Annotated in this window: 24 protein-coding genes; 12 read left to right on the forward strand and 12 right to left on the reverse strand. The window is 64.8% G+C overall.

Annotation, left to right across the window (positions count from 1 at the left end):
• Window positions 1-52: 52 nt before the first annotated feature.
• The gene (locus tag BSQ44_RS19230) at window positions 53-1,549 is read right to left on the reverse strand and encodes an FAD-linked oxidase C-terminal domain-containing protein (RefSeq protein ID WP_072606736.1); all 1,497 of its coding nucleotides are present in this window, start codon (window positions 1,547-1,549) and stop codon (window positions 53-55) included.
• Between the two features lie 164 nt (window positions 1,550-1,713).
• On the opposite strand from BSQ44_RS19230, the gene BSQ44_RS19235 reads away from it, so the two are divergent.
• Genes BSQ44_RS19235 through BSQ44_RS19255 form a run of 5 tightly spaced genes read left to right on the forward strand, consistent with a single transcriptional unit; the run spans window position 1,714 to window position 6,132 of the window.
• Complete coding sequence (locus tag BSQ44_RS19235; RefSeq protein WP_072606737.1) at window positions 1,714-2,517, forward strand: FCD domain-containing protein; 804 nt, start codon at window positions 1,714-1,716, stop codon at window positions 2,515-2,517.
• Window positions 2,514-3,284, forward strand: coding sequence for a (Fe-S)-binding protein (locus BSQ44_RS19240; protein WP_072606738.1), 771 nt, complete (start codon window positions 2,514-2,516; stop codon window positions 3,282-3,284). The genes BSQ44_RS19235 and BSQ44_RS19240 overlap by 4 nt, the downstream gene beginning before the upstream one ends.
• A 2-nt stretch (window positions 3,285-3,286) precedes the next feature.
• Window positions 3,287-4,723: a LutB/LldF family L-lactate oxidation iron-sulfur protein gene (locus tag BSQ44_RS19245; protein ID WP_072606739.1), complete on the forward strand. Its 1,437-nt coding sequence runs from the start codon at window positions 3,287-3,289 to the stop codon at window positions 4,721-4,723.
• Window positions 4,720-5,391 carry a LutC/YkgG family protein gene (locus tag BSQ44_RS19250; protein WP_072606740.1) on the forward strand — a complete coding sequence of 224 codons (672 nt, stop codon included), beginning with the start codon at window positions 4,720-4,722 and terminating at the stop codon, window positions 5,389-5,391. The genes BSQ44_RS19245 and BSQ44_RS19250 overlap by 4 nt, the downstream gene beginning before the upstream one ends.
• Window positions 5,392-6,132 (forward strand): metallophosphoesterase, encoded by a 741-nt coding sequence (locus BSQ44_RS19255; protein WP_072606741.1) that lies wholly within the window; start codon window positions 5,392-5,394, stop codon window positions 6,130-6,132.
• Between the two features lie 42 nt (window positions 6,133-6,174).
• Here BSQ44_RS19255 and BSQ44_RS27245 read toward each other — a convergent pair whose 3' ends face one another.
• Window positions 6,175-6,315 (reverse strand): hypothetical protein, encoded by a 141-nt coding sequence (locus BSQ44_RS27245; RefSeq protein WP_169858317.1) that lies wholly within the window; start codon window positions 6,313-6,315, stop codon window positions 6,175-6,177.
• 221 nt (window positions 6,316-6,536) lie between these two features.
• Between BSQ44_RS27245 and BSQ44_RS19260 the strand changes: the two genes are divergently transcribed.
• A complete protein-coding gene (locus BSQ44_RS19260) occupies window positions 6,537-7,157 on the forward strand; it encodes a thioredoxin family protein (protein WP_083534820.1) in 621 nt (206 codons plus the stop codon).
• Window positions 7,158-7,164: 7 nt separating this feature from the next.
• Here BSQ44_RS19260 and BSQ44_RS19265 read toward each other — a convergent pair whose 3' ends face one another.
• On the reverse strand, window positions 7,165-7,863 hold the full coding sequence (locus BSQ44_RS19265) for a type 1 glutamine amidotransferase (protein ID WP_072606742.1): 699 nt from the start codon (window positions 7,861-7,863) through the stop codon (window positions 7,165-7,167).
• Between the two features lie 89 nt (window positions 7,864-7,952).
• Between BSQ44_RS19265 and BSQ44_RS19270 the strand changes: the two genes are divergently transcribed.
• From BSQ44_RS19270 to BSQ44_RS19285, 4 genes are all read left to right on the forward strand, one after another.
• Window positions 7,953-8,585: a hypothetical protein gene (locus tag BSQ44_RS19270; RefSeq protein ID WP_072608163.1), complete on the forward strand. Its 633-nt coding sequence runs from the start codon at window positions 7,953-7,955 to the stop codon at window positions 8,583-8,585.
• A gap of 80 nt (window positions 8,586-8,665) precedes the next feature.
• Window positions 8,666-9,820 (forward strand): GGDEF domain-containing protein, encoded by a 1,155-nt coding sequence (locus BSQ44_RS19275; RefSeq protein WP_072606743.1) that lies wholly within the window; start codon window positions 8,666-8,668, stop codon window positions 9,818-9,820.
• A gap of 74 nt (window positions 9,821-9,894) precedes the next feature.
• Window positions 9,895-10,632 (forward strand): 16S rRNA (uracil(1498)-N(3))-methyltransferase, encoded by a 738-nt coding sequence (locus BSQ44_RS19280; protein ID WP_072606744.1) that lies wholly within the window; start codon window positions 9,895-9,897, stop codon window positions 10,630-10,632.
• Between the two features lie 161 nt (window positions 10,633-10,793).
• Window positions 10,794-12,086, forward strand: a complete 1,293-nt coding sequence (locus tag BSQ44_RS19285) for an Hsp70 family protein (RefSeq protein WP_072606745.1) — start codon at window positions 10,794-10,796, stop codon at window positions 12,084-12,086.
• A gap of 191 nt (window positions 12,087-12,277) precedes the next feature.
• On the opposite strand, the gene BSQ44_RS19290 is transcribed toward BSQ44_RS19285, so the two are convergent.
• A complete protein-coding gene (locus tag BSQ44_RS19290) occupies window positions 12,278-13,237 on the reverse strand; it encodes a DUF3616 domain-containing protein (protein WP_072606746.1) in 960 nt (319 codons plus the stop codon).
• 291 nt (window positions 13,238-13,528) lie between these two features.
• Here BSQ44_RS19290 and BSQ44_RS19295 point away from each other — a divergent pair, with 291 nt between their 5' ends.
• A complete protein-coding gene (locus BSQ44_RS19295) occupies window positions 13,529-14,902 on the forward strand; it encodes a glutamate--cysteine ligase (protein WP_072606747.1) in 1,374 nt (457 codons plus the stop codon).
• A gap of 12 nt (window positions 14,903-14,914) precedes the next feature.
• Here the strand turns inward: BSQ44_RS19295 and BSQ44_RS19300 are convergent, their stop codons facing one another.
• Window positions 14,915-15,163: a hypothetical protein gene (locus tag BSQ44_RS19300; RefSeq protein ID WP_072606748.1), complete on the reverse strand. Its 249-nt coding sequence runs from the start codon at window positions 15,161-15,163 to the stop codon at window positions 14,915-14,917.
• A 118-nt stretch (window positions 15,164-15,281) separates the two neighbouring features.
• Here BSQ44_RS19300 and BSQ44_RS19305 point away from each other — a divergent pair, with 118 nt between their 5' ends.
• Entirely contained in the window at window positions 15,282-16,184 is a 903-nt protein-coding gene (locus BSQ44_RS19305; RefSeq protein WP_072606749.1) for a DUF937 domain-containing protein, read from the forward strand.
• Between the two features lie 48 nt (window positions 16,185-16,232).
• On the opposite strand, the gene BSQ44_RS19310 is transcribed toward BSQ44_RS19305, so the two are convergent.
• The 7 genes from BSQ44_RS19310 to BSQ44_RS19340 form a co-directional block, all read right to left on the reverse strand.
• Window positions 16,233-16,487, reverse strand: a complete 255-nt coding sequence (locus BSQ44_RS19310) for a DUF982 domain-containing protein (protein WP_114580001.1) — start codon at window positions 16,485-16,487, stop codon at window positions 16,233-16,235.
• A 72-nt stretch (window positions 16,488-16,559) separates the two neighbouring features.
• Window positions 16,560-17,456, reverse strand: a complete 897-nt coding sequence (locus tag BSQ44_RS19315) for an intradiol ring-cleavage dioxygenase (protein WP_072606750.1) — start codon at window positions 17,454-17,456, stop codon at window positions 16,560-16,562.
• 5 nt (window positions 17,457-17,461) lie between these two features.
• On the reverse strand, window positions 17,462-19,216 hold the full coding sequence (locus BSQ44_RS19320; protein WP_072606751.1) for an FAD-dependent oxidoreductase: 1,755 nt from the start codon (window positions 19,214-19,216) through the stop codon (window positions 17,462-17,464).
• Window positions 19,209-20,303, reverse strand: coding sequence for a branched-chain amino acid ABC transporter permease (locus tag BSQ44_RS19325; RefSeq protein WP_072606752.1), 1,095 nt, complete (start codon window positions 20,301-20,303; stop codon window positions 19,209-19,211). Before BSQ44_RS19325 ends, BSQ44_RS19320 begins: the two co-directional genes overlap by 8 nt.
• Before the next feature lie 7 nt (window positions 20,304-20,310).
• Entirely contained in the window at window positions 20,311-21,174 is an 864-nt protein-coding gene (locus tag BSQ44_RS19330) for a branched-chain amino acid ABC transporter permease (RefSeq protein ID WP_072606753.1), read from the reverse strand.
• Window positions 21,171-21,878, reverse strand: a complete 708-nt coding sequence (locus tag BSQ44_RS19335) for an ABC transporter ATP-binding protein (RefSeq protein ID WP_072606754.1) — start codon at window positions 21,876-21,878, stop codon at window positions 21,171-21,173. The genes BSQ44_RS19330 and BSQ44_RS19335 overlap by 4 nt, the downstream gene beginning before the upstream one ends.
• Window positions 21,878-22,591 carry an ABC transporter ATP-binding protein gene (locus BSQ44_RS19340; RefSeq protein ID WP_378215024.1) on the reverse strand — a complete coding sequence of 238 codons (714 nt, stop codon included), beginning with the start codon at window positions 22,589-22,591 and terminating at the stop codon, window positions 21,878-21,880. The genes BSQ44_RS19335 and BSQ44_RS19340 overlap by 1 nt, the downstream gene beginning before the upstream one ends.
• Between the last annotated feature and the right edge of the window lie 12 nt (window positions 22,592-22,603).

Raw genomic sequence — 22,603 nt, forward strand, 5'->3', positions numbered from 1 at the left:
CCGTCGGAAGCCATATCAAGTAAGGCAAAAATGCCTTACTTTCAAGACGCCATCAGAACCTCGGTATCTCCGGAAACGCCATCTGCCCCCGGTGGACATGCATGCGCCCCAATTCCGCGCAGCGCCTCAACTGGGGAAACACCTTGCCGGGGTTGAGCAGATGGTTCGGATCGAAGGCGCATTTCACCCGCATCTGCTGGTCGAGGTCGGCCTCGTTGAACATGGTTCCCATCAGGTCGCGCTTCTCCACGCCCACCCCGTGCTCGCCGGTCAGCACGCCGCCGACCTCGACGCAGAGCTTGAGGATGTCGGACCCGAAGGCCTCAGCCTTCTCCAGTTCCCCGGGATTGTTGGCATCGTAGAGGATCAGCGGGTGAAGGTTGCCGTCACCGGCGTGGAAGACGTTGGCGACGCCGAGCCCGTAGCGCTCCGACATCTCGCGCATGCCGGCCAAAACCTTCGGCAGTTCCTTGCGCGGGATCGTACCGTCCATACAGTAGTAGTCCGGCGAAATGCGCCCAACCGCCGGGAAGGCCGCCTTGCGTCCGGCCCAGAAGGACATGCGCTCCTCGTCCGAGGTCGACACGCGGCAGGTCGTGGAACCGTTTTCCTGCGCTATCCGCTGTACCTCGCCGATCAGATGGTCGATTTCCGGCCCCGGACCGTCGAGTTCGACGATCAGCAGCGCATCGACGTCGAGCGGATAGCCTGCGTTGACGAAATCTTCCGCCGCGCGGATCGCCGGACCGTCCATCATCTCCATGCCGCCGGGAATGATGCCGGCGCCGATGATGTCGGCCACGCACTGCCCCGCCGCCTCGCTGGATGGGAACCCGATCAGCAGCGCGCGCGCCGCCTCCGGCTTCTTGAGGATGCGCACCGTCACTTCGGTAACGACGCCGAGCAGCCCTTCCGAGCCGGTCATGATGCCGAGCAGGTCGTAGCCTTCGGCGTCGAGATGCTTGCCGCCGAGCCGCACGACCTCGCCGTCCATCAGCACCATCTCGATGCCGAGCACGTTGTTCGCCGTCAATCCGTATTTCAGGCAGTGCACCCCACCGGAGTTCTCCGCCACGTTGCCGCCTATCGAGCAGGCGATCTGGGAAGAAGGGTCCGGCGCGTAGTAGAAGCCTTCCTGCTCGACCGCATGAGTGATGCCGAGATTGGTGACGCCGGGCTGCGCGGTCACGGTCCGGTTGGCGTAGTCGATATCGAGGATGCGGTTGAACCGGCTCATCACCAGCAGCACCGCATCTTCCAGGGGCAGCGCGCCGCCGGAGAGCGACGTACCGGAACCGCGCGGCACGACGCGGATGTTGCGGTCGTTGCAATACTTCAGGATGCGCGCGACCTGCGCTGTCGTCTCGGGCAGGACGACGACCAGAGGCAGTTGCCGATACGCGGTCAGTCCGTCCGACTCGAAGGCGCGCATGCCGTTGACGGCGTCGACCACGCCCTCGTTCGGCACGATGATCTTCATGTCCTCGACAATCTCCACGCGCCGCGCCAATGTCGCGGCATCGGGTTTCGGCATCGCCAGTCCGGTCATGAAGGCCTCCTCGGCAAGTGGTCAAATTCCTTTACCACTTTTTCCGGGCGCGGCAAGTTGCCTTTGACCGCTTCTCCCTTGCGAGCCCACGAGGAGACTGGATAAATAAATTGACCACTTATCGGTGATCGCACTAGGTTGCCGCCGCAGCGGCAAGCATCATCATGGAAGAAATCTTCGCCCCCATCGAGCATTCGCGCACGTCCGACGAGGTGGTCCATCAGATCGAGGGACTGATCCTCGAAGGCATTTTCCGCGCAGGCGACCGGCTTCCCGGGGAGCGCGAGCTTTCCCGCCGGTTCGACGTGTCGCGGCCGATCCTGCGCGACGCGCTGAAGGAACTGGAGGCGCGCGGCCTGCTGGTCTCGCGCCACGGCGGCGGCACCCATGTCGCCGACATCATCGGCGAGGTCTTCACGCGGCCCGTGCTCGACCTGATCGCGACGCACAAAAAAGCCGCCCGCGACTACCTCGAATACAGGCGCGAGATGGAAGCGGTGGCGGCGGAATATGCCGCCCGCCGCGCTACGCCGGATGACCGGACGATGATCGAAGACGTGCTCGGCCGAATGACGGCGGCCCACAATGGCGATGATTTCGCCGAAGAGGCCGCCCTCGACGTCGAACTCCATGGCGCCGTCGGCGAAAGCGCGCACAACATCATCCTGCTGCACACGCTACGCTCCTGCTATCGGCTGCTTGCAGACGACGTCTTCGTCAACCGCACGCTGATCTACGCCCTGCCCGGCGCGCGCGACGACCTGCTCGCCCAGCATCTGGCGATCGGCGAGGCGGTCGTCGCCGGCGATCCGTCGAAGGCCCGCGCCGCGGCGCGGGAGCATATCGACTATGTGGAGCGCGCCATGAGCGAGGCGGAACGCAGCGAGGGCTGGCATAAGGTCTCGCGGCTGAGGCTGATGCACCGCAACGGCTCCGAAACGAGAAAGACAATGGGGAACGCGCATTGAACGGGACGAACGACAGACCGACGGTGGGCCTCTTCGTGACCTGCCTGGTGGATCTCTTCCGGCCGGTGGTCGGCTTCGCTGCGGTGAAGCTCATCGAGGACGCCGGCTGCGCCGTAGACGTGCCGATGGCGCAGACCTGCTGCGGCCAGCCGGCCTACAATTCGGGCGACCGAGCCGACACGCGCGCCATCGCCGAAAACACCATCCGCGCCTTCGAGGGCTTCGACTATGTGGTGGCGCCGTCCGGCTCCTGCGCGGGAATGCTGAAGAAGCACTATCCGGCGCTATTCAAGGACGACCCAGCATGGGGGGCGCGGGCCAAAGCGTTTTCTGCCAAGGTCCACGAACTCGTCTCGTTCCTCGTCGACGTGCGCGGCATGGACAGGGTGACGGCGGCCAATGCCGGCGCGGTCACCTATCACGATTCCTGCTCGGGCCTGCGCGAACTCGGCATCAGGGACCAGCCGCGCGCCCTGCTTGCCTCCATGGAGGGGACGGAAATCCGCGAGATGCCCGACGCCGACGTCTGCTGCGGCTTCGGCGGCACCTTCTGCGTCAAGTATCCCGACGTTTCGAACGCCATCGTCGAAACCAAGACCCGCACGATCGAGGCGAGCGGTGCCGAGACGCTGCTGGCGGGCGATCTTGGCTGCCTGATGAACATGGCGGGCAAACTTAAGCGCCAGGGCTCCAGGGTCGAGGCCCGCCACGTCGCCGAGGTGCTGGCCGGCATGACCGACACCGCGCCGATCGGCGGGAGGGGCTGACCATGCAGATCACCTCCCCATCCTTCAAGCAAAACGCCCGACACGCGCTCGACGACGCCCAGTTGCAGAAGGCGCTTGGCAACGTGCGTAGCGGCTTCATCGACAAGCGCCAGAAGGCGGTCGACGCACTGCCCGAATTCGATGCGCTGCGCGACAATGCCCGCGACATCAAGAACCATACGCTGGAGAACCTCGACCTTTATCTCGAAGCCTACGAGAAGCAGGTGACCGCGGCCGGAGGCCATGTCCACTGGGCCGAGACGGCCGCGGACGCGCGCCGTATCGTGCTCGACATCTGCCGCATGACCAATGCCCGCACGGTGACAAAGGGCAAGTCCATGATCACCGAGGAGATCGAACTCAACGATTTCCTGGAAGCGGCCGGCATCCAGCCGATCGAGACCGACCTCGGCGAGTACATCATCCAGCTGCGCGGCGAACATCCGAGCCACATCATCGCGCCCGCCGTCCACGTCAACAAGGACCAGGTCGAGGCCGACTTCCGCCGCGTCCACGACCACCTGGCGCCCGACCGTGACCTGACCGAACCGGAGACGCTGCTCGACGAGGCACGGCGCATCCTGCGCGCCAAGTACTTCGAAGCCGATGTCGGCATCACCGGCGCCAACTTCCTCGTCGCCGAGACCGGCTCCTCCATCATCGTCACCAACGAGGGCAACGGCGATCTCACCCAGATCCTGCCGCGCGTGCATGTCGTGCTGGCATCGATCGAAAAGATCGTGCCGACACTGAACGACGCCAGCCAGATCCTGCGCGTGCTCGCGCGTTCGGCGACCGGCCAGGACATGAGCGTCTACACGACGCTGTCGACCGGACCGAAGCGAAACGGCGATCCGGACGGGCCCGAGCAGTATCACGTCATCCTGCTCGACAATGGACGCTCGTCCATGCTCGGCACAGAGTTCCAGGAGATGCTGCGCTGTATCCGCTGCGGCGCCTGCATGAACCACTGCCCGGTCTATCACGCGATCGGCGGCCACGCCTACGGCTGGGTCTATCCCGGCCCGATGGGCGCGGTGCTGACACCGGCCCTGATCGGCGTCGACAAGGGCGGGCATCTGCCGAACGCCTCTACCTTCTGCGGTCGCTGCGAAGCGGTCTGCCCGATGAAGATCCCGCTGCCCAAGATGATGCGCCACTGGCGCGAGAAGGAGTTCGAGCGAGGACTGAATCCCGCTACGCAGCGCTACGGCCTAGGATTCTGGGCTTGGTTCGCCAAGCGGCCTTGGGCGTACAATATTGCCGTCTCGCTCGGAATTCCCGTTCTCGGCGTGCTCGGCGGCAGGAAGCGCCGCTTCTCCTGGTTGCCGCTGGCCGGCAGTTGGACGAGGCACCGCGACCTTCCGGCACCGGAGACCCGTACCTTCCGCCAGCAGTGGCGCGAGCGGGATACACTCAAGCAGGGAGCGCCCTCATGAGCCCCCGCGACGCGATCATGACAAAGATCCGCGGCGCGCTTGCCGGAGGCGGCAGCGACGAGGCGCGCCGCAGCGCGGTCGAGACCAGGCTCTCGCGCCCGCCGAAGGGCATCATCCCCGCCCGCGGCCAACTCGACGACGAGGCGCGCGTCGAACTCTTCTGCGAAATGGCGCGAAAGGTGACCGCTTCCGTCGTACGGGTGCGATCCCACGACCGGGTGCCGAAGGCGGTCGGCGAATATCTGCGCGCGAAGAACCTGCCCTCCTCGATCCGCCTCGGCGATGACCGCCGGCTGAAGTCGATGCCCTGGGACAAGCATCGCTCGATCGAGGTGAAACGCGGGCCCTCCGACGGCTTCGACGAAACCGGCGTCAGCCATGCCTTCGCTGGCGTCGCGGAGACGGGCACGGTGGCTATGACGTCGGGAAAGGAAAACCCCACGACCATCAACTTCCTGCCCGAGCATCACATCGTCGTCGTCGATGCGAAGGACATCGCGGGCGATCTCGAAAGCGTCATGGCGCGCGTGCGCCGGAAATTCGGCAAGGGCGAGATGCCGCGCACGCTTAACCTCATCACCGGTCCGTCCCGGTCAGGCGACATCGAGCAGAAGATCATCCTGGGCGCCCACGGCCCCCGTGCTGTCCATCTGATCGTGGTGGGGTAGTTGGGCGTTCACTTCCTGAAGGCAGCGGGGCCGGAAGACATCCGCGTCTACGCAATCGGCGACGTTCATGGGCGCCTCGACCTGCTCCGCCGCCTGCATGACACCATCCGCCAGGAGATCGAGCGCGACAGGCCCGCCGACTGGCGCATCGTGCATCTCGGCGACTACGTCGACCGTGGTCCGGATTCGGCCGGCGTGCTCGATTTCCTGATCAACGCCATTGCGTCCGACGAGCGCCACATTGCGCTGGCGGGGAACCACGATCTCGGTTTCCTCGAATTCCTTGCCAAGCCTGACCCCACGGGATTGTTCGCCAATTTCGGAGGCCGGGAGACCGCCGCATCCTATGGCGTCGTCATCGCAGGCAGGGACCGTAGCGGTTTCGTCGAAGCGCACGGGGATCTTTGCCGCGCTGTGCCGCGAGAACATGCCACTTTCCTGGCCACAAGGCCGCCCTCCGTGACATTAGGCGACTTCTTCTTCTGCCACGCGGGCATACGCCCCGGCGTTCCACTTGAACGGCAGGACCTTCAGGATCTCGTCTGGATTCGGAAAGAATTCCTGGACTGGCCGCACCTCCATCCGAAGGTCGTCGTCCACGGCCACACGCCGCACCATGAACCGCAGGTGATGCCGAACCGGGTCAACCTCGACACCCTCGCCTACCAGTCCGGAATACTGACGGCACTGGTGATAGACGCCGGGGAGAAGCGCCTTATCTCGACTTCTGGCGAAAGTTGAAGACGTTCCGCTAAGCGCTGGAAACGAATCCGAGAAGCAACCTTAGCGGCTGCCGGCGCTGACGCCGTAGCCATCGACGACCTGATGCCCGGAAGCCGCATCGGCGGCGTATATTCCCGCACCCCAGAGCACGATTCCGGAGAGCATGAAGAAGGAGAGAAGCGTGGCTTTCACGGGTGTCATCTCAGTTTCTCGTTGCGTCGCATTCGACACGATCGCGGTTACTATTCAGTTTCATCGCCGCACGGAGTTCGTAACGGGATCGATTCTGCCGTGAATACGCTTGGAGGGTCCGAAAGTTCCCATCGCAGATCGGCTCGGGCGGCGTGTCCATAGTGTGGTAGCGGGAACGGTGCTAGACTTCCGTGAAATCTTCCACATGGATTCCGGAAGGCGTATCAAAAATGTCACGGCTGCTGATCGCGGTGCTGTCGCTTCTCCTCTCCTTGCCGGTCGCAGCCCACGCGACGTCCGACGTGGAGCTTCTCCCCGAGCCCCAGCTCGGCGACGACGGCCTCCATGTCCAAGACTGGTTCCTGCAGTCGTTCCTCGACATCGGCGAAGACCTCGCCGAGGCGCAGGCCAACGGCAAGGGGCTGGTCGTCGTGTTCGAACAGTCGGGCTGTCCCTACTGCCGCGAGATGCACCGGGTGAACCTGCGCGATGCCGCGATCGTGGAGCAGATCAGGGCGACGTTCGACGTGCTTCAACTCGACCTGCGCGGCAGCCGCGCCGTGACCGACACGGACGGCGAGGAACTGCCGGAGCGCGAGCTCGCCCGCAAATGGGGCGTGGTCTTCACGCCGACGCTTATCTTCATCCCCAGGGACGCGGATCCAGCGGGCGAGCCCGCCAACACGACGGCAGCGGCGGTGATGCCGGGTTATTTCAAGCCCTTCCACTTCGCGTCGATGTTCGACTATGTCGCGACCGGCGCCTGGCGCGACCGGCACTTTCAGGATTTCATCACCGCGCGTGCCGAGAAGCTGCGTGAGGAAGGCGCAGAGGTCGAGATCTGGGACTGAGCCGGCCTCAGACGGTCGCAACCCAGGCCCGGGCAATTGCGAGGCCCGCGGCGTCCGCCTGCGGCCCGTGCCGCGCCGCCTCGGCTTCGAACCGGTCCGGCCAGTCCGGATGGCGTTCCGCGAGGTAGGCGGCGAAGCTGCTGTTCCAATGCCGAACCATTTTCCGGTCGGCCTCGAAATGAAACTGGATGCCATAGGCCGCGCGCGCCACGCGAAAAGCCTGGTTGTGCGCCGTCATGTTGCCGGCGAGCCGGACCGCGCCTCTCGGCAAGGTGAAGGTATCGTCGTGCCACTGGAAGATCGGGAAGCGCCCGGGCACCTTGGCCAGCACAGGATCGGCGGCGCCTTCCGGCGTCAACTCGACCTCCTGCCAGCCGAATTCGGGCGCCGCGCCGATCAGGTTGTCCGCCCCGAAGGCGCGCGCGAGCAACTGCGCGCCCAGGCAGACCCCCAACACCGCGCGGTCGGCGACCGCGAAATCTCGCATCAGCTCGACCAGCTGCGGCATGTAGGGATACTCCGCATCCGCCAGGGCATTCTGGCCGCCGCCGAGCACGATCAGCCCGTCATGGCCGTCCTCCAGCGCTGGCAGCCTCTCTCCCTTGTGCGCACGAACGAGTTCGACACTTGCCCCAGCCTCTTCCAGCGCAAAGCCGATCTGGCCGAGGCCGGTATCGTCGAAGTTCTGGATCGTGAGAATGCGCATGGGCCGGGATTTCGGGTGGCGGAAGGGATCGCCACAGCGTTAGCATGCACGACCCGGCGCGCAAGAGCGTCCGGGAGAAGAAGAAGGCGATGCCGTTCCGAAACCGCGTCGACCCGTTCGGCGACATCCATGCCCATCCCGCGAGAGGCCTGTTCACGGGCAATCGCGGCGTTATCCACGATCCCGAGACAAGAACACTGCTTTCGCGCCGCTGGACCACCAAGGCATGGATCGTCTGCGCCTGCGACTTTCGTGGCCGCAGGCGCGAGGTGATGGGGCGCAACGCGCCCTCGGGCGGTGCCGGCTGGACGGAACTGTTCTTCCTCGACGAGGTCACCGCGCTCGCCGCCGGCCATCGCCCCTGCTACTATTGCCGGCGCGACGCGGCGAAGGAATTCGCCCGCTGCTTCGCCGCCGCGCGGAAGCGGGAGTCCGTGAGCGCGCCAGAGATGGATGCCGTTCTCCACGGCCAAAGACGTGCCGCGGGCGGGGAATCGGTCGGCGTCGGGCATATCCGGTCGCTGCCCGACGGGGCGATGGTGGAAGCCGCAGGCAGGTGTTTTGCAATCCGCGAGGGACAACCGCTCGAATGGACCTTCGAAGGCTATCGCAATCCGGAATCGCCACCCAAAACACACGCGGCGACGCTTCTGACGCCTACCGCAACGGTCGGGGCCCTGGCCGCGGGATACCGGCCGGTCTGGCACCCGTCGGCCCGTTAAGCTTGTCGAAACCATCCTGCGTAACGCGAAGGTAGGCCTGCCCGGTCATAGTGAAGGGACAGACGGGGGATCCACGCCAGGTGAGCGGCACGTACAAGCTCGACACTTTCACGCTTTTTGCCGCCAATGCCGTCTGCATGGTCATCATGGCGGCCGCGTTTCTTTTTGCCGGCCGCGACGGACACGGACAGCGTTACTGGAAATCGTGGGCGTCCGCCAACCTCGTCATCGCCTGCGCCATCCTGCTCTACATGTTCGCGGAATCGATGTTGCAGTCGGTATTCGCCGCCGTGCCCAACAGCCTGCTCCTCGCCGGCTTCGGGCTCAGATGGCAGGCGTCGCGCGAATTCGGCAGGCGCCATCCCGCCAAACTCGTCGTGTGGGGGCCGGCGCTGCTGATATTCGCAATCTGCATGACAGCTCCGCTGATCGGTTCGCGCAGTCTGGTCTACACGAGCACCAACCTGTTGCTGACGGTGCTTGCCATCGCCACCGCGTGGGAATTCTGGCGCGACCGTGCCGATTCCCTGCCGTCCCGATACGGCCTCACCGGCGCCTACGTTTTCATGGCCGCCTCGTTCGGCGTGCGCACGATCCAGGGCTTCGTCAGCGGTGAGACACTGAGCGACTACTTCCCAGACGACATCCTGTTGACCACCCATCTGATGCTCGGCCTCGTCTACACCTGCGCCAGCGGTGCCTTCGCGCTGTCAATCGCCTATGAGCGGAATTCCGCCAAGCTGCGCGTTTCAGCCATGTACGACGCGCTGACCAACCTGCTGAACCGCGGCGCCTTCGAGGAACTCGCGCGCCAGAAACTCGCCTCGAGCGCCACCAGCGCCATCGTCGTGCTCGACATCGACCATTTCAAGCAGATCAACGACCGCTACGGCCACGCCGCCGGCGACGAAGCGCTGCGCCAGTGCGCCGCTCTGTGCCGGGAGGCGGCTGAAAATCATCATCTCGTCGGCCGCATCGGCGGCGAGGAATTCGCGATCTTCATGCCCGACGCGGGGCAGGAAGACGCAGCACTTCTGGCGGAACGACTGCGCATGGCCGTCGATGCCTCCATCTTCCGCTATGGGGACCGCGTCCTGCGCCTGACGGTCAGCCTTGGCTACAGCTGGCGCGAGGCATCGGGCGACGAATACGAAAAACTGATGCGGGAGGCGGACGCCGCGCTCTACCGCGCCAAGGATGCCGGCCGCAACCGCGTCGAACGCCGCATCGCCTGACCGGCGGCCGGCTCCGGCAACCCTTGTTCCGCTCTGCCTTGACCGCGCCACAAGCCTCCCGCATGGACGCCGCCATGCGCGCGAATTACAGGATGCAGAGGCTCTTCGTCACGGCGGATCTCGCCCAGGGAAAGCCGTTCGATGCCGAACAGTCACAGGCTCACTATCTCCTGAACGTGCTCCGGATGACCCCCGGCTCCGAACTCCTCGTCTTCAACGGCCGCGACGGCGAATGGCTGGCGGCCATCGGCGAGACTGGCAAGAAGAAGGCCCAGATCGTCCCGACCGCGCAGACGCGCGCCCAGCCGAAGCTGCCCGACCTTCTCTACTGCTTCGCGCCGCTGAAACAGGGCCGCCTCGACTACATGGTGCAGAAGGCGGTGGAGATGGGCGCGGGCATCCTCCAGCCGGTGATCACCCAGCACACGCAGATGTCGACGGTCGGTGTCGAGCGCCTCCAGGCCAATGCACTGGAAGCCGCCGAACAGTGCGGCATCCTCGCCGTACCGGTGGTGAAGGAGGCGATCAAGCTGGAGCGACTTCTTTGGGAATGGGAGCCAGGCCGACGCCTGATCTTCTGCGACGAGGGCGTGGCGACAAACAACCCGCTGGAAATCCTGCACGGCGTCGAGGAGCCAAGGCTGGGGCTGCTCGTCGGTCCGGAAGGCGGCTTTTCCGAAGACGAGCGCCACCAGCTGCGGGGGCTTCCTTATGTGACGCCGATCCCGCTCGGACCGCGCATCCTGCGCGCCGACACCGCCGCCGTCGCCGCGCTCGCGGTCGTGCAGGCGACGATCGGGGACTGGCGCTAGCGCACTTGCGGCTCCCAGCGAGCAGCCGCCTCGCCTCTTGCCAAGGAAGTTCGTCCATGCGACCAGCGCTGCCTCGTTCCGGGGACCGCGCGACGCCCTTCCCCAGACCGGGTGGACCTCGCCCCGCACACATCAGGAAGCTGACAGGAAGGACGTTAGCCATGGCACGCGCGCTCGGGCTAGATTTCGGCACGACGAACACGGTCTTGGCGGTCGCAGAGGCGGCCGGCGCTGCCACGCAGTCGATCCCCTTCACCTCCGATGCCGGGACGACCGATACGATGCGCACCGCGCTGGGCTTCATGAAGGAGGGCCGCAGCACCGCGTCCCTGCGGGTGGAGGCCGGACAGGCCGCGATCCGCCTCTTCGTCGACCATCCCGGCGACTGCAGGTTCCTGCAGTCGATCAAGACCTTCGCCGCCAGCGCCGCCTTCCAGGCGACGATCGTCCACGCACGGAAGCAGACCTTCGAGGACCTGATGGAGACGTTTTTGCGCCGGCTGCAGGTCTATGCCGGCGACGGTTGGCCCTCCGACGTCGCGCGCCTCGTCGTTGGCCGCCCGGTGCGCTTCGCCGGCGCCAACCCGGACGAGCGGCTGGCGCTGGAGCGCTATCGGACGGCGCTGGATCGCTTCGGCTTTCCGGAAGTCCACTATGTGTATGAGCCGGTCGCGGCGGCATACTGGTTCGCGCAGTCGCTCCAAAGCGACGCCACGATCATGGTCGCGGATTTTGGCGGCGGCACCACCGACTACTCGCTGATCCGCTTCGAGAGGCATGCGGGAGAATTGCGCTCGACGCCAGTCGGCCACTCCGGCGTCGGCATTGCCGGCGACCACTTCGATTACCGCATGGTCGACAATCTGGTCTCGCCCGAAATCGGAAAGGGCAGCCGGTTCAGGAGCTTCGGCAAGCTTCTGGACCTCCCAGGCAGCTACTTTGCCAGCTTCGGGCGCTGGAACCAGCTGTCGATCTTCAAGACCACGCGGGAGTTCGCGGATCTGAAGAGCCTGGTGCGGCATTCCACGGAGCCGGAGAAGCTCGAATTATTCATCGACCTCATCGAGTATGACGAAGGCTATCCGCTCTACCAGGCGATCTCGGAAACCAAGATGGCCCTGTCCGAGGCGGAGGAGGCCGAGTTCCAATTCGATCCGCTCGGCCCGGCCGGCCGCAAGACCGTCAGGCGCGCGGATTTCGAGACCTGGATCGCCGACGACCTCGCACGCATCGAAGGCGCCCTCGACGAGGTTCTCGCCACAACCGGGACAGCGGCCAACGCCGTCGACAAGGTTTTCCTGACCGGCGGGACATCCTTCGTTCCGGCGGTCCGCCGCATCTTCGAGCGCTGCTTCGACGCATCTAGGATCGAGAGCGGCGGTGAGCTTCTCTCCATCGCCCACGGTCTGGCGCTGATCGGCGAAAGCGGGGATGTCGAGCGCTGGGCGGCTTGACTGCAAAATCCTGCAGCCAACTCAGGACTCGTTATCAGGTGTGCGGCGGTGGCATCACTGCGGTGGCACACCGTCGATGTAGCGCACCAAGTTGCTGCCATCATGTACGATGAAGAAGCCGCCGCGACGCCCCGGGTCCGCGGCAAGCCCTTCCAGCTTCGCGAGAACCGGCTCGTCTTCCCTGTCCCTGCCTATGACATCGGGAAAGTCAATGACGAAGTCCTCAAACCGATCCCCATTGTCCGGTTTCCAGACGCGCAGCCTGAACGGCCGCCCGGGAACTTCCTTGTTGAGGTTCGTTCGCACTCCCGCGCCGCACCATCTTCCAAGTCGCTCGTACCTGCGTCACCCGTGATGACGAAGACAGATTCATCCACCGTTTCCAGCGCGCGGATGCCTATAAAAGGTTGGCCAGTGGCAAGCAGGTGTTTGCGGGCATTCGTAAAGTTTTCGTTCTCAAGGCCGCTCAGCTCAGTCGAGATGACCAACACGCCATGCAACTGTTCGTATGTCCCATGTGGTGAGCGAAGGCCGATCAGCAACCGATCTCCAAAGATCGTGGCTGCCTCGATGTTCAATCCGCCGCACTGGAGCTGCTTGTCGAAAGCTCCCCCGGCCATGTCTTCCCGTTTGAGAAGAGCATCCAAGGTCACCCACCTTGCATTAACTTGGACATCCTTTTCCAGGTCGGATGTCGCCAAGATTCCAACCAGGTGCGAGCCGGAGTTGTATATGCCCTTCTTCCGCTTCCTGGCATGGGAGCCGACCAGAAGCACAACATCATCATTGCCAGCGACAGCCTCCAGATCGAACTCATCGAGCGCTCCGGACAACCCGTGCTCCTCCAGGAATTCGGGCGGCGGCTCTCCGATGTCTATGGCGGCGTCATGAACCAGGGTCGGAAGATTTTCTCCATCCCGGACGATCCTAAAACGGTGAACCCCGCGCAACTCGTTCGCCACTGCCACACACCAGTTAGCATGCGGACAGAACATACCGCTGATATTGGTCCTCTGCTCGAAATTGGCCTTCTTCTTTTTATAGGGAGGTTCGTACGGAACCTCGACTTCACCGGCATCTATCAGTTCGGAGGCGCTTGCTCCCGCGAATAGGAATGATATCATCAGCAGGCAGGCGGCTGGAAAGTTCATCTTATTCTCCACCCACAAATTATTATTATTTTTTCATAGCGCACTATATTGTTATAAGCAACTCGAATCAGAATATTACATAGATATATTGAAACAGGGAGAGCATACGAAAAGGTCTCCCATATCGAAGGCGGATCACACTGCCGCGTGAACGATTCCAGTAGAGTATCCCGCTTCAACCCCGCTTGAACGCAGCGTCAGCTTTTTTCGCTTGCCCTTCCTCACGCTGTTCGGCCATCACTCGCGCGCCGACGCCAGATCGGCCGACAGTATCGTCTCGAGGAAATGCCGATGGCGCGCGACACGACCGATTCCCGTCCGATCGAGAATTTCGACGAACTCGTCGCGCACATGGCCGAGGGCTGCAAGCCGAAGGACAAGTGGCGCATCGGCACCGAGCACGAGAAATTCCCCTTCTACGTCGACGGCAATGCGCCCGTTCCTTATGAGGGCGACCGCGGCATCAAGGCGTTGCTAGAAGGCATGCAGCGCGTGCTGGGCTGGGAGCCGATTCTCGACGCCGGCCGCATCATCGGGCTGGTGGAACCCACCGGCCAGGGGGCGATCTCGCTGGAGCCCGGCGGCCAGTTCGAGCTCTCCGGCGCGCCCGTCGAGACGATCCACCAGACCTGCCGCGAGGGCAACGCGCACCTAGCGCAACTGCGCGAGATCGCCGAGCCGCTCGGCATCCGCTTCCTCGGCCTCGGCGGCAGTCCCAAGTGGACGCTGGCCGAGACGCCGCGCATGCCGAAATCGCGCTATGACATCATGAGAGCCTACATGCCCAAGGTCGGCAGCCGGGGGCTCGACATGATGTACCGCACCTGCACGATCCAGGTGAATCTCGACTTCGGGAGCGAGGCCGACATGCGCCGCAAGATGCAGGTCTCGCTGAAACTGCAGCCGCTGTCGACCGCGCTCTTCGCCAATTCGCCCTTCACCGAAGGCCGGCCGAACGGCCTGAAGTCGTGGCGCGGCGATATCTGGCGCGACACGGACAACCAGCGCTCCGGCCTGCTTCCCTTGTGCTTCTCGCCGGAGTTCGGCTTCGCCGACTATGCCGAATGGGCGCTCGACGTACCGATGTACTTCCTTATCCGTGGGGGACGGTATTACGACTGCACCCACGTTACCTTCCGCCAGTTCATGGACGGCGCGTTGCGCAACTCCGTGCCGGACGGGTTTCCCACCATGGGCGACTGGGCGAACCATCTCTCCACGCTCTTCCCAGACGTGCGCCTGAAGCGCTTCCTGGAGATGCGAGGTGCCGATGGTGGCCCCTGGCGGCGTATCTGTGCCTTGCCCGCCTTCTGGGTCGGCTTGCTCTACGACGAGACGGCGCTGGATGCGGCGGAGGCGCTGACATCGGCCTGGACCTACGAGGACGTGCTCGCGCAGCGCGATTCCGTGCCCCGCGATGGCATCGACACCTCGTTTGGTTCCGGCACGTTACGCGAGGTTGCCCGAGAGGTGCTGGCGATCTCGCGCTTGGGCCTGAAGAACCGCGCCCGAGAGAACCGCGAGGGCTTCGACGAAACCTACTTCCTGTCGCCGCTCGACGAAGTGGTCGCCCGCGGCACCACCTCCGCCGACGAGATGGTCACCGCCTACCACACGCGCTGGGGCGGCTCGATCGAGCCCGTTTTCCTGGAGTATGCGTACTGAGGGGAATGTGCTCTACGGCTCGTTGCCGGTTGTGGCCTGGATCGGATCGGACGGGATGGTCGGCCCCCGATGCGGACGACGGTTGTTCCTGAGGAGCAATTTCAGATCCACGTCCGTCCCAAATTTGAGAGCCAGCCGCCGGTAGAATCGCACGGCAGGTTCGGACGCCGCCTCGGGCGTCGTGCAGGGATTCCTCTCCTTTGCTTCGATAGGCGCAGAAGCGTCGTGGTCTTCTCGATCGGAAGGTGTGCGTCTCTTCATGTGGTCCTTTTCCGGGCACCGGGTCGGACGCGCATGCATCCAGGATCGGGAACCGGGTCTCGCAACGCCCTTTGAGCAATGATACCCTTTCGTGATTGCTTCTTCGAGGAGAAATCCCATGCTGCCGCTCTACGACATGCTCGCCGCGCAGAACGGCCAGGCTTTCGAGGCGCTGGCGCGCCAGTTCGGGCTCTCGCAGCAGCAAGCGCGCGCGGCCGTCGAGGCCGTCCTGCCGGCCTTCAGCCAGGGGCTGAAGCAGAACGCCTCCGATCCCTATGGCCTTGGGACGTTCATCGCGGCACTTTCCAGCGGTCAGCATGCGAACTATTTCGACAATCCGGCCAATGCGTTTTCTCCGGCCGGTCTCGCCGACGGCAACGGCGTTCTCGGCCATCTTTTCGGCTCGAAGGACCTGTCGCGCGCCGTCGCGCAGCAGGCGGCGTCCTTGACCGGCCTCGGCGAGGGGCTGATCCGGCAGATGTTGCCCGCCATGGCATCCATGATCATGGGCGGGCTTTTCAAGCAGATGACAGGTCAGCTCGGTCCCGGGCCGGCCGTGCAGCCCAATTTCGGCTCCGCCAGCTTCGGCGGCAGCAACCCGTTGGCGGACGCGATGGCCCAGATGATGCGGCAGGGCGCCGACGCCATGACCGGTCAGCCGCAACGGCGCGCTCCCGAACAGGCGAACCCGATGGACAATCCCTTCGGGCGGATGATGCAGGATATGTTTGCCGGCGCTTCCGGCCGGCCGCCGGAGCCCGAGCCGGCGGCAAAGAGCCCCAGCGCTGCCAATCCATTCGGCAAGATGATGGAAGACTGGATGCGCTTGGCCCAGCCGGGCGGAGCGGCGGAAGAACCCCAGGAAGAACGGCGCGAGAACCCAAGCGGCCGTCCGCGCACGCCCTGGGACGATCTTTTCGGCGACATGTTCGAGACCGGCGCCAGGCAGCGCGACGACTACCAGAAGAACATGGAGGCGATCGTCGACCGCTATCTCAGGGACGTGGCCCGCAACCGCTGACGGGCCCGGGGGCTACCGGGAACTCGTCAGTTGGCGCGGTCGCGAAAGTCAGTCGCCCATCAAGAGGCGCGCTTCCCGTGCGGCCTCGATGAAGTCCCTGCGGGCGCGGTGAGGCTGGACGTCGCCCTTCAATGCGGAGAGGCAGGTCGCCATCGCCTTCTGCCGCTTCGGCAGATCATCGCCGGGCCAGTCGCGCAGAAGCGCCTCGGCCGCTTCCCTCAGACTGCGAACTTCCCGCACCCTGCCGAGCCGCGGCTCGATGACGATCGACGACTTGAAACGCCTGTCCTTCATCATGCGCATCGCTATAGCCGCGCCAGATAAGCCACGAAATATATTATGTTAATGTCCATCAGCGGATGGTCGCCGCGTCGATTAGCGTCCTGTACCGCCTTTTCGCGCCAACACGAAATCGTGCTCCACGTCCCAGAACGAACCCGCGAACTCCAGCTCCCGAGCCCGATCCGCGTCGTCGATCTTGCGGAATTCGGCGAGCAGGCTCTCCTTCACGCCGAACACCGCATCGGAATTGATGTAGCGGTCGTGCGGATCGAAGATGTGCGTCGTCAGGGTCTCGAACCCTTCGGCCTTGATGATGTAGTGCAGGTGCGCCGGCCGGTAGGGATGCCGGCCGAGCTGACCGAGCAGCTGACCCACGGGGCCGTCGTCGGGGATCGGATAGAATTTCGGCTTCACGGCGCGGAACCAGTAGCTTCCGTCCGGCCCGGTGCGGAAGATGCCGCGCAGGTTGAAATGCGGCTGGATGCCCTTCTGTTGCACGTCGTAGAAGCCTTCCTCATTGGCCTGCCAGACGTCGATCACCGCGTCGGCGACCGGCTGGCCCTCGGTGTCGAGGATACGGCCCGAGACGACCATGTCCTCGCCCTTCTGGTCCAGGCAGATATTGGCGCCCATCGGCAGTTCCGGCGCGCCTTCGACGTGGAAGGGGCCGAGCACCGTGCTCTCCGAGGCGCCCGAAGGTTTGCGGTTGTTGATCGCGTCGACCAGCATGGAGACGCCGAGGATGTCCGACAGGAGGATGTATTCCTGGCGCCACTCGTTGCAGATCTGGCCGGTCCTGGTCAGGAAGAGGATTGCCTGAAGCCATTCCTCCTGCGTCGGTTCGATCTCCTTCACCGCCTCGTGCAGTTTGCGTGTGATCACTTCCATGGCGAACTTCAGCCGTTCGTCCTTCGCCGCAGCATTGCGGCCGGTGACGACCTCCACCGAATCCTCCTCGGTGAAAAAACCCTTCTCATGTGCTTCGGTCATGGCGTTCACCTGTCCAGAATTGATGTGAGCACGCGGCGGAGTTCGTCCACCGGTTTGTCGGGGATCGTTTCGCTCCGCCACGCGACGTGGTGGTCCGGTCGTACGAGCACCGCGCCGGAATCGCGGGTCTCGCGTGCACGCGCCCAGTCGCCGGCATAGTCCTCCCACTGCTGGCGCGGACCGATCGTCTGGACCGAGATCTCGATACCGAGTTCCTCGCCAACGGCACGCGCCGCCTCGTTCCAGCCCTTGCCGCCGATGCCGGTCAGGAGCGAGAACCGTCCATGGCCGGCGAGGTCGAGCGTGGAAACCTTTTCGCCATTCGGACCGAAGACCCAGACGTGCGGCAGCCGCGCACCGGGCCATGTCGTCGGCTGGTAATGCAGTTCGGCGTCCTTCTCGAATGCCGGCTCGGCCTGTCCGTCGGTCACGATTGCCTCCGAACGATAGCGCTGGTTCATCTCGACGCCATGCGCGTCGAACTCGTAGACCTTATAGGCGATTGCCTCGCGGATGGCGGTGCGCTGAGCTTCGGCGTCGGCCGTGTCGTCGCAGCGCGCATCCATGTTCTGCTGCATCTTCACGGGATCGATCGAATCCAGCAATCCGAGCCCCTTGAAGATCGGCCCGAACTCCTCGATCGACTTGTTGGCGCGGGTGACGATCTGCTTGGCGATTGGCGCGCGCTCGACCTGATAGCTGTCGAGCAAACGTGTTCCCGCCTGTCCCCTGACGACCATGGCGAGCTTCCAGGCGAGATTGAAGGCGTCCTGGATGGAGGTGTTGGAACCAAGCCCGTTGGAAGGGGGGTGCCGGTGGATCGCGTCGCCCATGCAGAACACCCGCCCGTTGGAGAGGGTCGTCGCGTACATGTTGTTGACCGTCCAGGTCGAGACGGAGGTGATCTCGACGTCGAGATCGGGATCGCCGACGAGATCCCGCGCGACCTTTTTCGCGAAGGCCTCGTCCACCTCCGGCTCGGGGCCGTTGATGTCGTAGCCCCAGACGATGAGCCACTCGTTCCATGGCCGGATCATGCGGACCAGACCCATACCGATGCCGCCGACGTTCGATCCCGGCTGCAGAACCCAGTAGAGAACGGAGGGCCGGTGGGCGACGTATTTCGACAGGTCCGCCTTGAAGAGGATGTTCATCGATCCGCCGACGCCCATCTTGCCTTCGAACTCCAGCCCGGCATACTCGGCCACCTTCGAGTTGCCGCCGTCCGCGCCGACGAAATACTTCGAGCGGATGGTGATCTCCTTCCCGGTCAGCCGGTCGAGGCAGGTGGTGGTGACGCCGTCCGCGTCCTGCTCGTGGCGGAGATATTCCGTCGACATGCGCGCCTGCGTCCCGCGCGAGCAGGCAGTCTTGAAGAGGACGGGCTCCATGTAGGTCTGCGGGCAGTCGTTCATGTGGGTGGGTGAGGAAAGAAGGTGCTCGGCGCGCGACAGCGGATGCTTGCCCCAGCTACGCATGCGCCCGATCTCCTCGCCCGCCAGCGACGTGCAGAAGACGTTCTCGCCCATCAGGTCCTGGTCCGTGCCGTAGAGGTAGACCTCGTCCTCGACCGCACGGCCGAGGTCGCGCAGCACCTCCATCGCCCGCTGGTTGGTGATGTGCGCGCGCGGCGTGTTGGCGAGCCATCGGTAGCGGTTGATGACCATGTTCTCGACCCCGTAGGTCGAGAGCAGCGCGGCGGTGGCCGATCCGGCCGGCCCCGTGCCGATGATGAGTACGTCGGTGGTGATGTCAGCCATGCGGCCCTCCCCTGGTGCCCGTTTTGTCGAAATTCGGCCCGCCCTTCAGGATGCGGCGGACCGGGAAGAACTGGATGCCGGTGCGGTCGCTGAAGAGGCCCCACAGCCCCTTCGGCGCGAACAGCATGACGGCGATGCCGATCAGCCCCAGCACAAGCAAATACCAGGAGCCGAAATCGGCAAGCGTCTTCTGCAGGATGAAGAACACGATGACGCCGACGATCGGGCCTTCCAGCGTGCCGATGCCGCCGATGACGACGATGAAGATGACGTAGGCGGTCCAATCTATCACCGAGAAGGCGGCGTCCGGCGAGATGCGGGCTTTCTGGACGTAGATCAGCGCGCCGGCGAGGCCCGTGGCGAAGGCCACGGCCACGTAGACGATCCACTTGATGCGCCGCGCATCGACGCCGACCGAACGCGCCGCTTCCTGGTTGTCGCGGACGGCCGCCAGTCCGAGCCCCTGCCGGGACCTGAGCAGCCAGTAGATGAAGCCGGTCGTGGCGCAGACCAGCACCAGCGCCAGCCAGTAGGTCAGGATGTCGGCCGCCTGCGAGGAGCGGACGCCGAAGGCGTCCGAAATCCACTCGACGGGTGGGAAGTCGCGGATCGCCGTGTTCGGCAGCGAGGTGCCGGTACCTCCGCCGAGCGCGCGCCATTGCGCCAGCACCAGCCGGACGACCTCCGCTACGACCCAGGTCCCGATGGCGAAATAGGCGCCGTAGAGCCGGAAGACGAAGAAGCCGGTGGCGATCGAAAGAAGCGCCGCGGCGATACCGCCGACGAGGATCGCGCTGACCGGGTCCAGCCCCCAAAGGCTGACGCAGGCAAACATCGCATAGGCGCCGAAGCCGACGAAGGCCTGCTGGCCGACCGAGACTAGCCCCGCATAGCCTGCGAGCAGGTTCCAGTTCTGCGCGAGCACCAGCATGGTGAGGATGAAGAAGAGGTCCTGCAGCGTCCCGCGCGACACGAAGAGCGGCGCGGCAACGGCGACCGCGAGCAGGACGATTGCGACGATCGCGAAGCCTGTCGCCGCGCGCGTTCGGGTCCGGACCGTCCAGGGGGTGATGGTGCCTGCGCTCATCGCAGCCTCAGTCCGTCGCACGCGGGAACAGGCCGCGCGGCCTGGCGAGCAGGACGACGAGGAAGGCGACGTGACCTGCCAGGATCTGCCATTCCGGGTTGATGGCGGCGCCGAGCGTCTGCGCCACGCCGATGATGATGCCGCCCGCCAGCGTGCCCCAGAAGGAGCCGAGCCCGCCGATGATGACCGCCTCGAAGGCGTAGATCAGCCGCGCCGGCCCGATCGTCGGGTCGAAATTGGACCGGGTGCCGAGATAGAGCGCCGCGATCGTCACCACGATCATCGCGAGCCCCGTCGCCGTCGCGAACAGCCGTTTCGGATCGACGCCCATCAGCCCCGCTGTCACCGCGTCGTCCGACGTGGCGCGGAAGGCGCGGCCGAGTTCGGTGCGGTAGAAGAGGAGATTGAGGCCGAGGATCACCGCGACGGCAGAGACGAAGGTCAGGAGCGGCATCACGCCGACGGCGATCGGTCCGAGGCTGATCGAGGCGGTTTCCAGCGCACCGGCCGGGATGCGCCGGCTGTCGGCCGAAAAACTCTCCAGAAGCGCGTTCTGGATGACGATCGACAGTCCGAAGGTGACAAGCAGGGGCGGCAGGATGTCGTCGCCGAGCGTACGGTTGAGCACGTGGTACTGCAGGAGCCATCCGAGCCCGAACATCACCGGCAGCGCCACCAGAGCTGCGAGGAAGGGATTGAGACCGAGGGCCGTCACCAGGACGAGAATGAGGAAGGCCCCGAGTACGATCAGGTCGCCGTGGGCGAGGTTGACCAGCCGCATGACGCCGAAGACGAGGCTCAGCCCCGCGGCGAAGAGGGCATAGAGCCCGCCCAGCAGAATTCCCTGCACGATCGTGTCGACCCAGATCATGCGGCTGCCCCGAAATAGGCGGCGTGGATGCGCTGTCGGTCGAGCTCGGCCGGGCGCCCGCTGAGCGTCACGCGCCCCTCCATCATGCAGTAGACGCGGTCGGCCACCTTCATGGCCTGGCTGATGTCCTGCTCGACGATCACGAGCGAGGCGCCCGCGGCCTTGATCTTCGGGAAGGCGGCGTAGATGTCGCGGATGACGACCGGCGCCAGCCCGAGGCTGATCTCGTCGCACAGGAGCACGCGCGGGTTGGACATCAGCGCCCGTCCGATCGCCACCATCTGCTGCTGCCCGCCCGACAGCGCCGTTCCGGGGCTGCCGCGGCGCTCCTTGAGGATCGGGAAGAGCTCGTAGACCGTATCGAGAGACCAGGCGCCTGCGGCCTTGCGGCCGTAGCTGCCCATCAGCAGGTTCTCCTCGACGGACAACGACGGGAAGAGCTTGCGGCCTTCCGGTACCATGGCGATGCCGCGCGCCATGACCTTGGCGGACGCGAGCGCGCCGATCGGCTCGCCGTCGAACAGGATTTCCCCCGGCGCGTTCGGCAGGACGCCGGCGATGGATCGCATCAGCGTCGTCTTGCCGGCGCCGTTCGCTCCGATGATGGCGACCGTTTCGCCGGCCTCCAGCACGACGTCGACGCCGAAGAGCGCCTGGAAATCGCCGTAACGGGCCGTCAATCCCCTGGTCACGAGCAGCGGCATCAGACCTCGATCCCGAGATAGATTTCGCGCACCTCGCGCGAGGCCATGATCTCGTCGGGCTTGCCGATGCCAATCACCTTGCCGAAATCGAGCACGAGCAGGCGCTCCACCACCGAGTTCAGCGCATGCAGAACGTGCTCGATCCAGATGATTGACATGCCGGAGGCGTGGATGTCGCGGATGGTGGCGACGAGTTGCGTGCATTCGCCTTCCGTAAGTCCGCCGGCGATCTCGTCGAGCAGGAGCACCTTGGGTGCCGTCGCCAGCGCCCGCGCCAGTTCCAGCCGCTTGCGCTCCAGCAGTGACAGCCGCCCGGCCGGAACGTTGGCGCGCGCGATCAGCCCCGTCTGGACGAGGATGTCGGCGCAGGCGTCGGCCACGTCCGCCTCGCGCTTACGCGAACCGAAGGAGCCGGCGACCAGCAGGTTCTCGAAGGCGGTGAGCTTTTCGAAAGGCTGTGGAATCTGGAACGTCCTGCCGACGCCCATGAGGCAGCGCTGCATCGGCGCCGCGTGGGTCACGTCGGTGCCGGCGAAGACGATGCGGCCGCCGTCCACCTTGAGATTGCCCGTGATTAGGTTGAACAGCGTGGACTTGCCGGCGCCGTTCGGTCCGATGATGCCGAGCGCCTCGCCCGAACCGAGCGCGAACGACACCTCGTCGGCGACCGTGAGGGCGCCGAACCTCTTCGTCAGGCCGATGATTTCGAGCACGGGCTGCACGCC

The organism is Aquibium oceanicum, assembly GCF_001889605.1.
GTDB lineage: Bacteria > Pseudomonadota > Alphaproteobacteria > Rhizobiales > Rhizobiaceae > Aquibium > Aquibium oceanicum.

What these genes read in the sequence shown, in the direction of transcription:
- BSQ44_RS19230 (WP_072606736.1), bottom strand. Translation starts at nt 1,549, where the DNA reads ATGACCGGACTGGCGATGCCGAAACCCGATGCCGCGACATTGGCGCGG.
- BSQ44_RS19235 (WP_072606737.1), top strand. Translation starts at nt 1,714, where the DNA reads ATGGAAGAAATCTTCGCCCCCATCGAGCATTCGCGCACGTCCGACGAG.
- BSQ44_RS19245 (WP_072606739.1), top strand. Translation starts at nt 3,287, where the DNA reads ATGCAGATCACCTCCCCATCCTTCAAGCAAAACGCCCGACACGCGCTC.
- BSQ44_RS19250 (WP_072606740.1), top strand. Translation starts at nt 4,720, where the DNA reads ATGAGCCCCCGCGACGCGATCATGACAAAGATCCGCGGCGCGCTTGCC.
- BSQ44_RS27245 (WP_169858317.1), bottom strand. Translation starts at nt 6,315, where the DNA reads ATGACACCCGTGAAAGCCACGCTTCTCTCCTTCTTCATGCTCTCCGGA.
- BSQ44_RS19260 (WP_083534820.1), top strand. Translation starts at nt 6,537, where the DNA reads ATGTCACGGCTGCTGATCGCGGTGCTGTCGCTTCTCCTCTCCTTGCCG.
- BSQ44_RS19265 (WP_072606742.1), bottom strand. Translation starts at nt 7,863, where the DNA reads ATGCGCATTCTCACGATCCAGAACTTCGACGATACCGGCCTCGGCCAG.
- BSQ44_RS19270 (WP_072608163.1), top strand. Translation starts at nt 7,953, where the DNA reads ATGCCGTTCCGAAACCGCGTCGACCCGTTCGGCGACATCCATGCCCAT.
- BSQ44_RS19280 (WP_072606744.1), top strand. Translation starts at nt 9,895, where the DNA reads ATGCGCGCGAATTACAGGATGCAGAGGCTCTTCGTCACGGCGGATCTC.
- BSQ44_RS19285 (WP_072606745.1), top strand. Translation starts at nt 10,794, where the DNA reads ATGGCACGCGCGCTCGGGCTAGATTTCGGCACGACGAACACGGTCTTG.
- BSQ44_RS19290 (WP_072606746.1), bottom strand. Translation starts at nt 13,237, where the DNA reads ATGAACTTTCCAGCCGCCTGCCTGCTGATGATATCATTCCTATTCGCG.
- BSQ44_RS19295 (WP_072606747.1), top strand. Translation starts at nt 13,529, where the DNA reads ATGGCGCGCGACACGACCGATTCCCGTCCGATCGAGAATTTCGACGAA.
- BSQ44_RS19300 (WP_072606748.1), bottom strand. Translation starts at nt 15,163, where the DNA reads ATGAAGAGACGCACACCTTCCGATCGAGAAGACCACGACGCTTCTGCG.
- BSQ44_RS19305 (WP_072606749.1), top strand. Translation starts at nt 15,282, where the DNA reads ATGCTGCCGCTCTACGACATGCTCGCCGCGCAGAACGGCCAGGCTTTC.
- BSQ44_RS19310 (WP_114580001.1), bottom strand. Translation starts at nt 16,487, where the DNA reads ATGCGCATGATGAAGGACAGGCGTTTCAAGTCGTCGATCGTCATCGAG.
- BSQ44_RS19315 (WP_072606750.1), bottom strand. Translation starts at nt 17,456, where the DNA reads ATGACCGAAGCACATGAGAAGGGTTTTTTCACCGAGGAGGATTCGGTG.
- BSQ44_RS19320 (WP_072606751.1), bottom strand. Translation starts at nt 19,216, where the DNA reads ATGGCTGACATCACCACCGACGTACTCATCATCGGCACGGGGCCGGCC.
- BSQ44_RS19325 (WP_072606752.1), bottom strand. Translation starts at nt 20,303, where the DNA reads ATGAGCGCAGGCACCATCACCCCCTGGACGGTCCGGACCCGAACGCGC.
- BSQ44_RS19330 (WP_072606753.1), bottom strand. Translation starts at nt 21,174, where the DNA reads ATGATCTGGGTCGACACGATCGTGCAGGGAATTCTGCTGGGCGGGCTC.
- BSQ44_RS19335 (WP_072606754.1), bottom strand. Translation starts at nt 21,878, where the DNA reads ATGCCGCTGCTCGTGACCAGGGGATTGACGGCCCGTTACGGCGATTTC.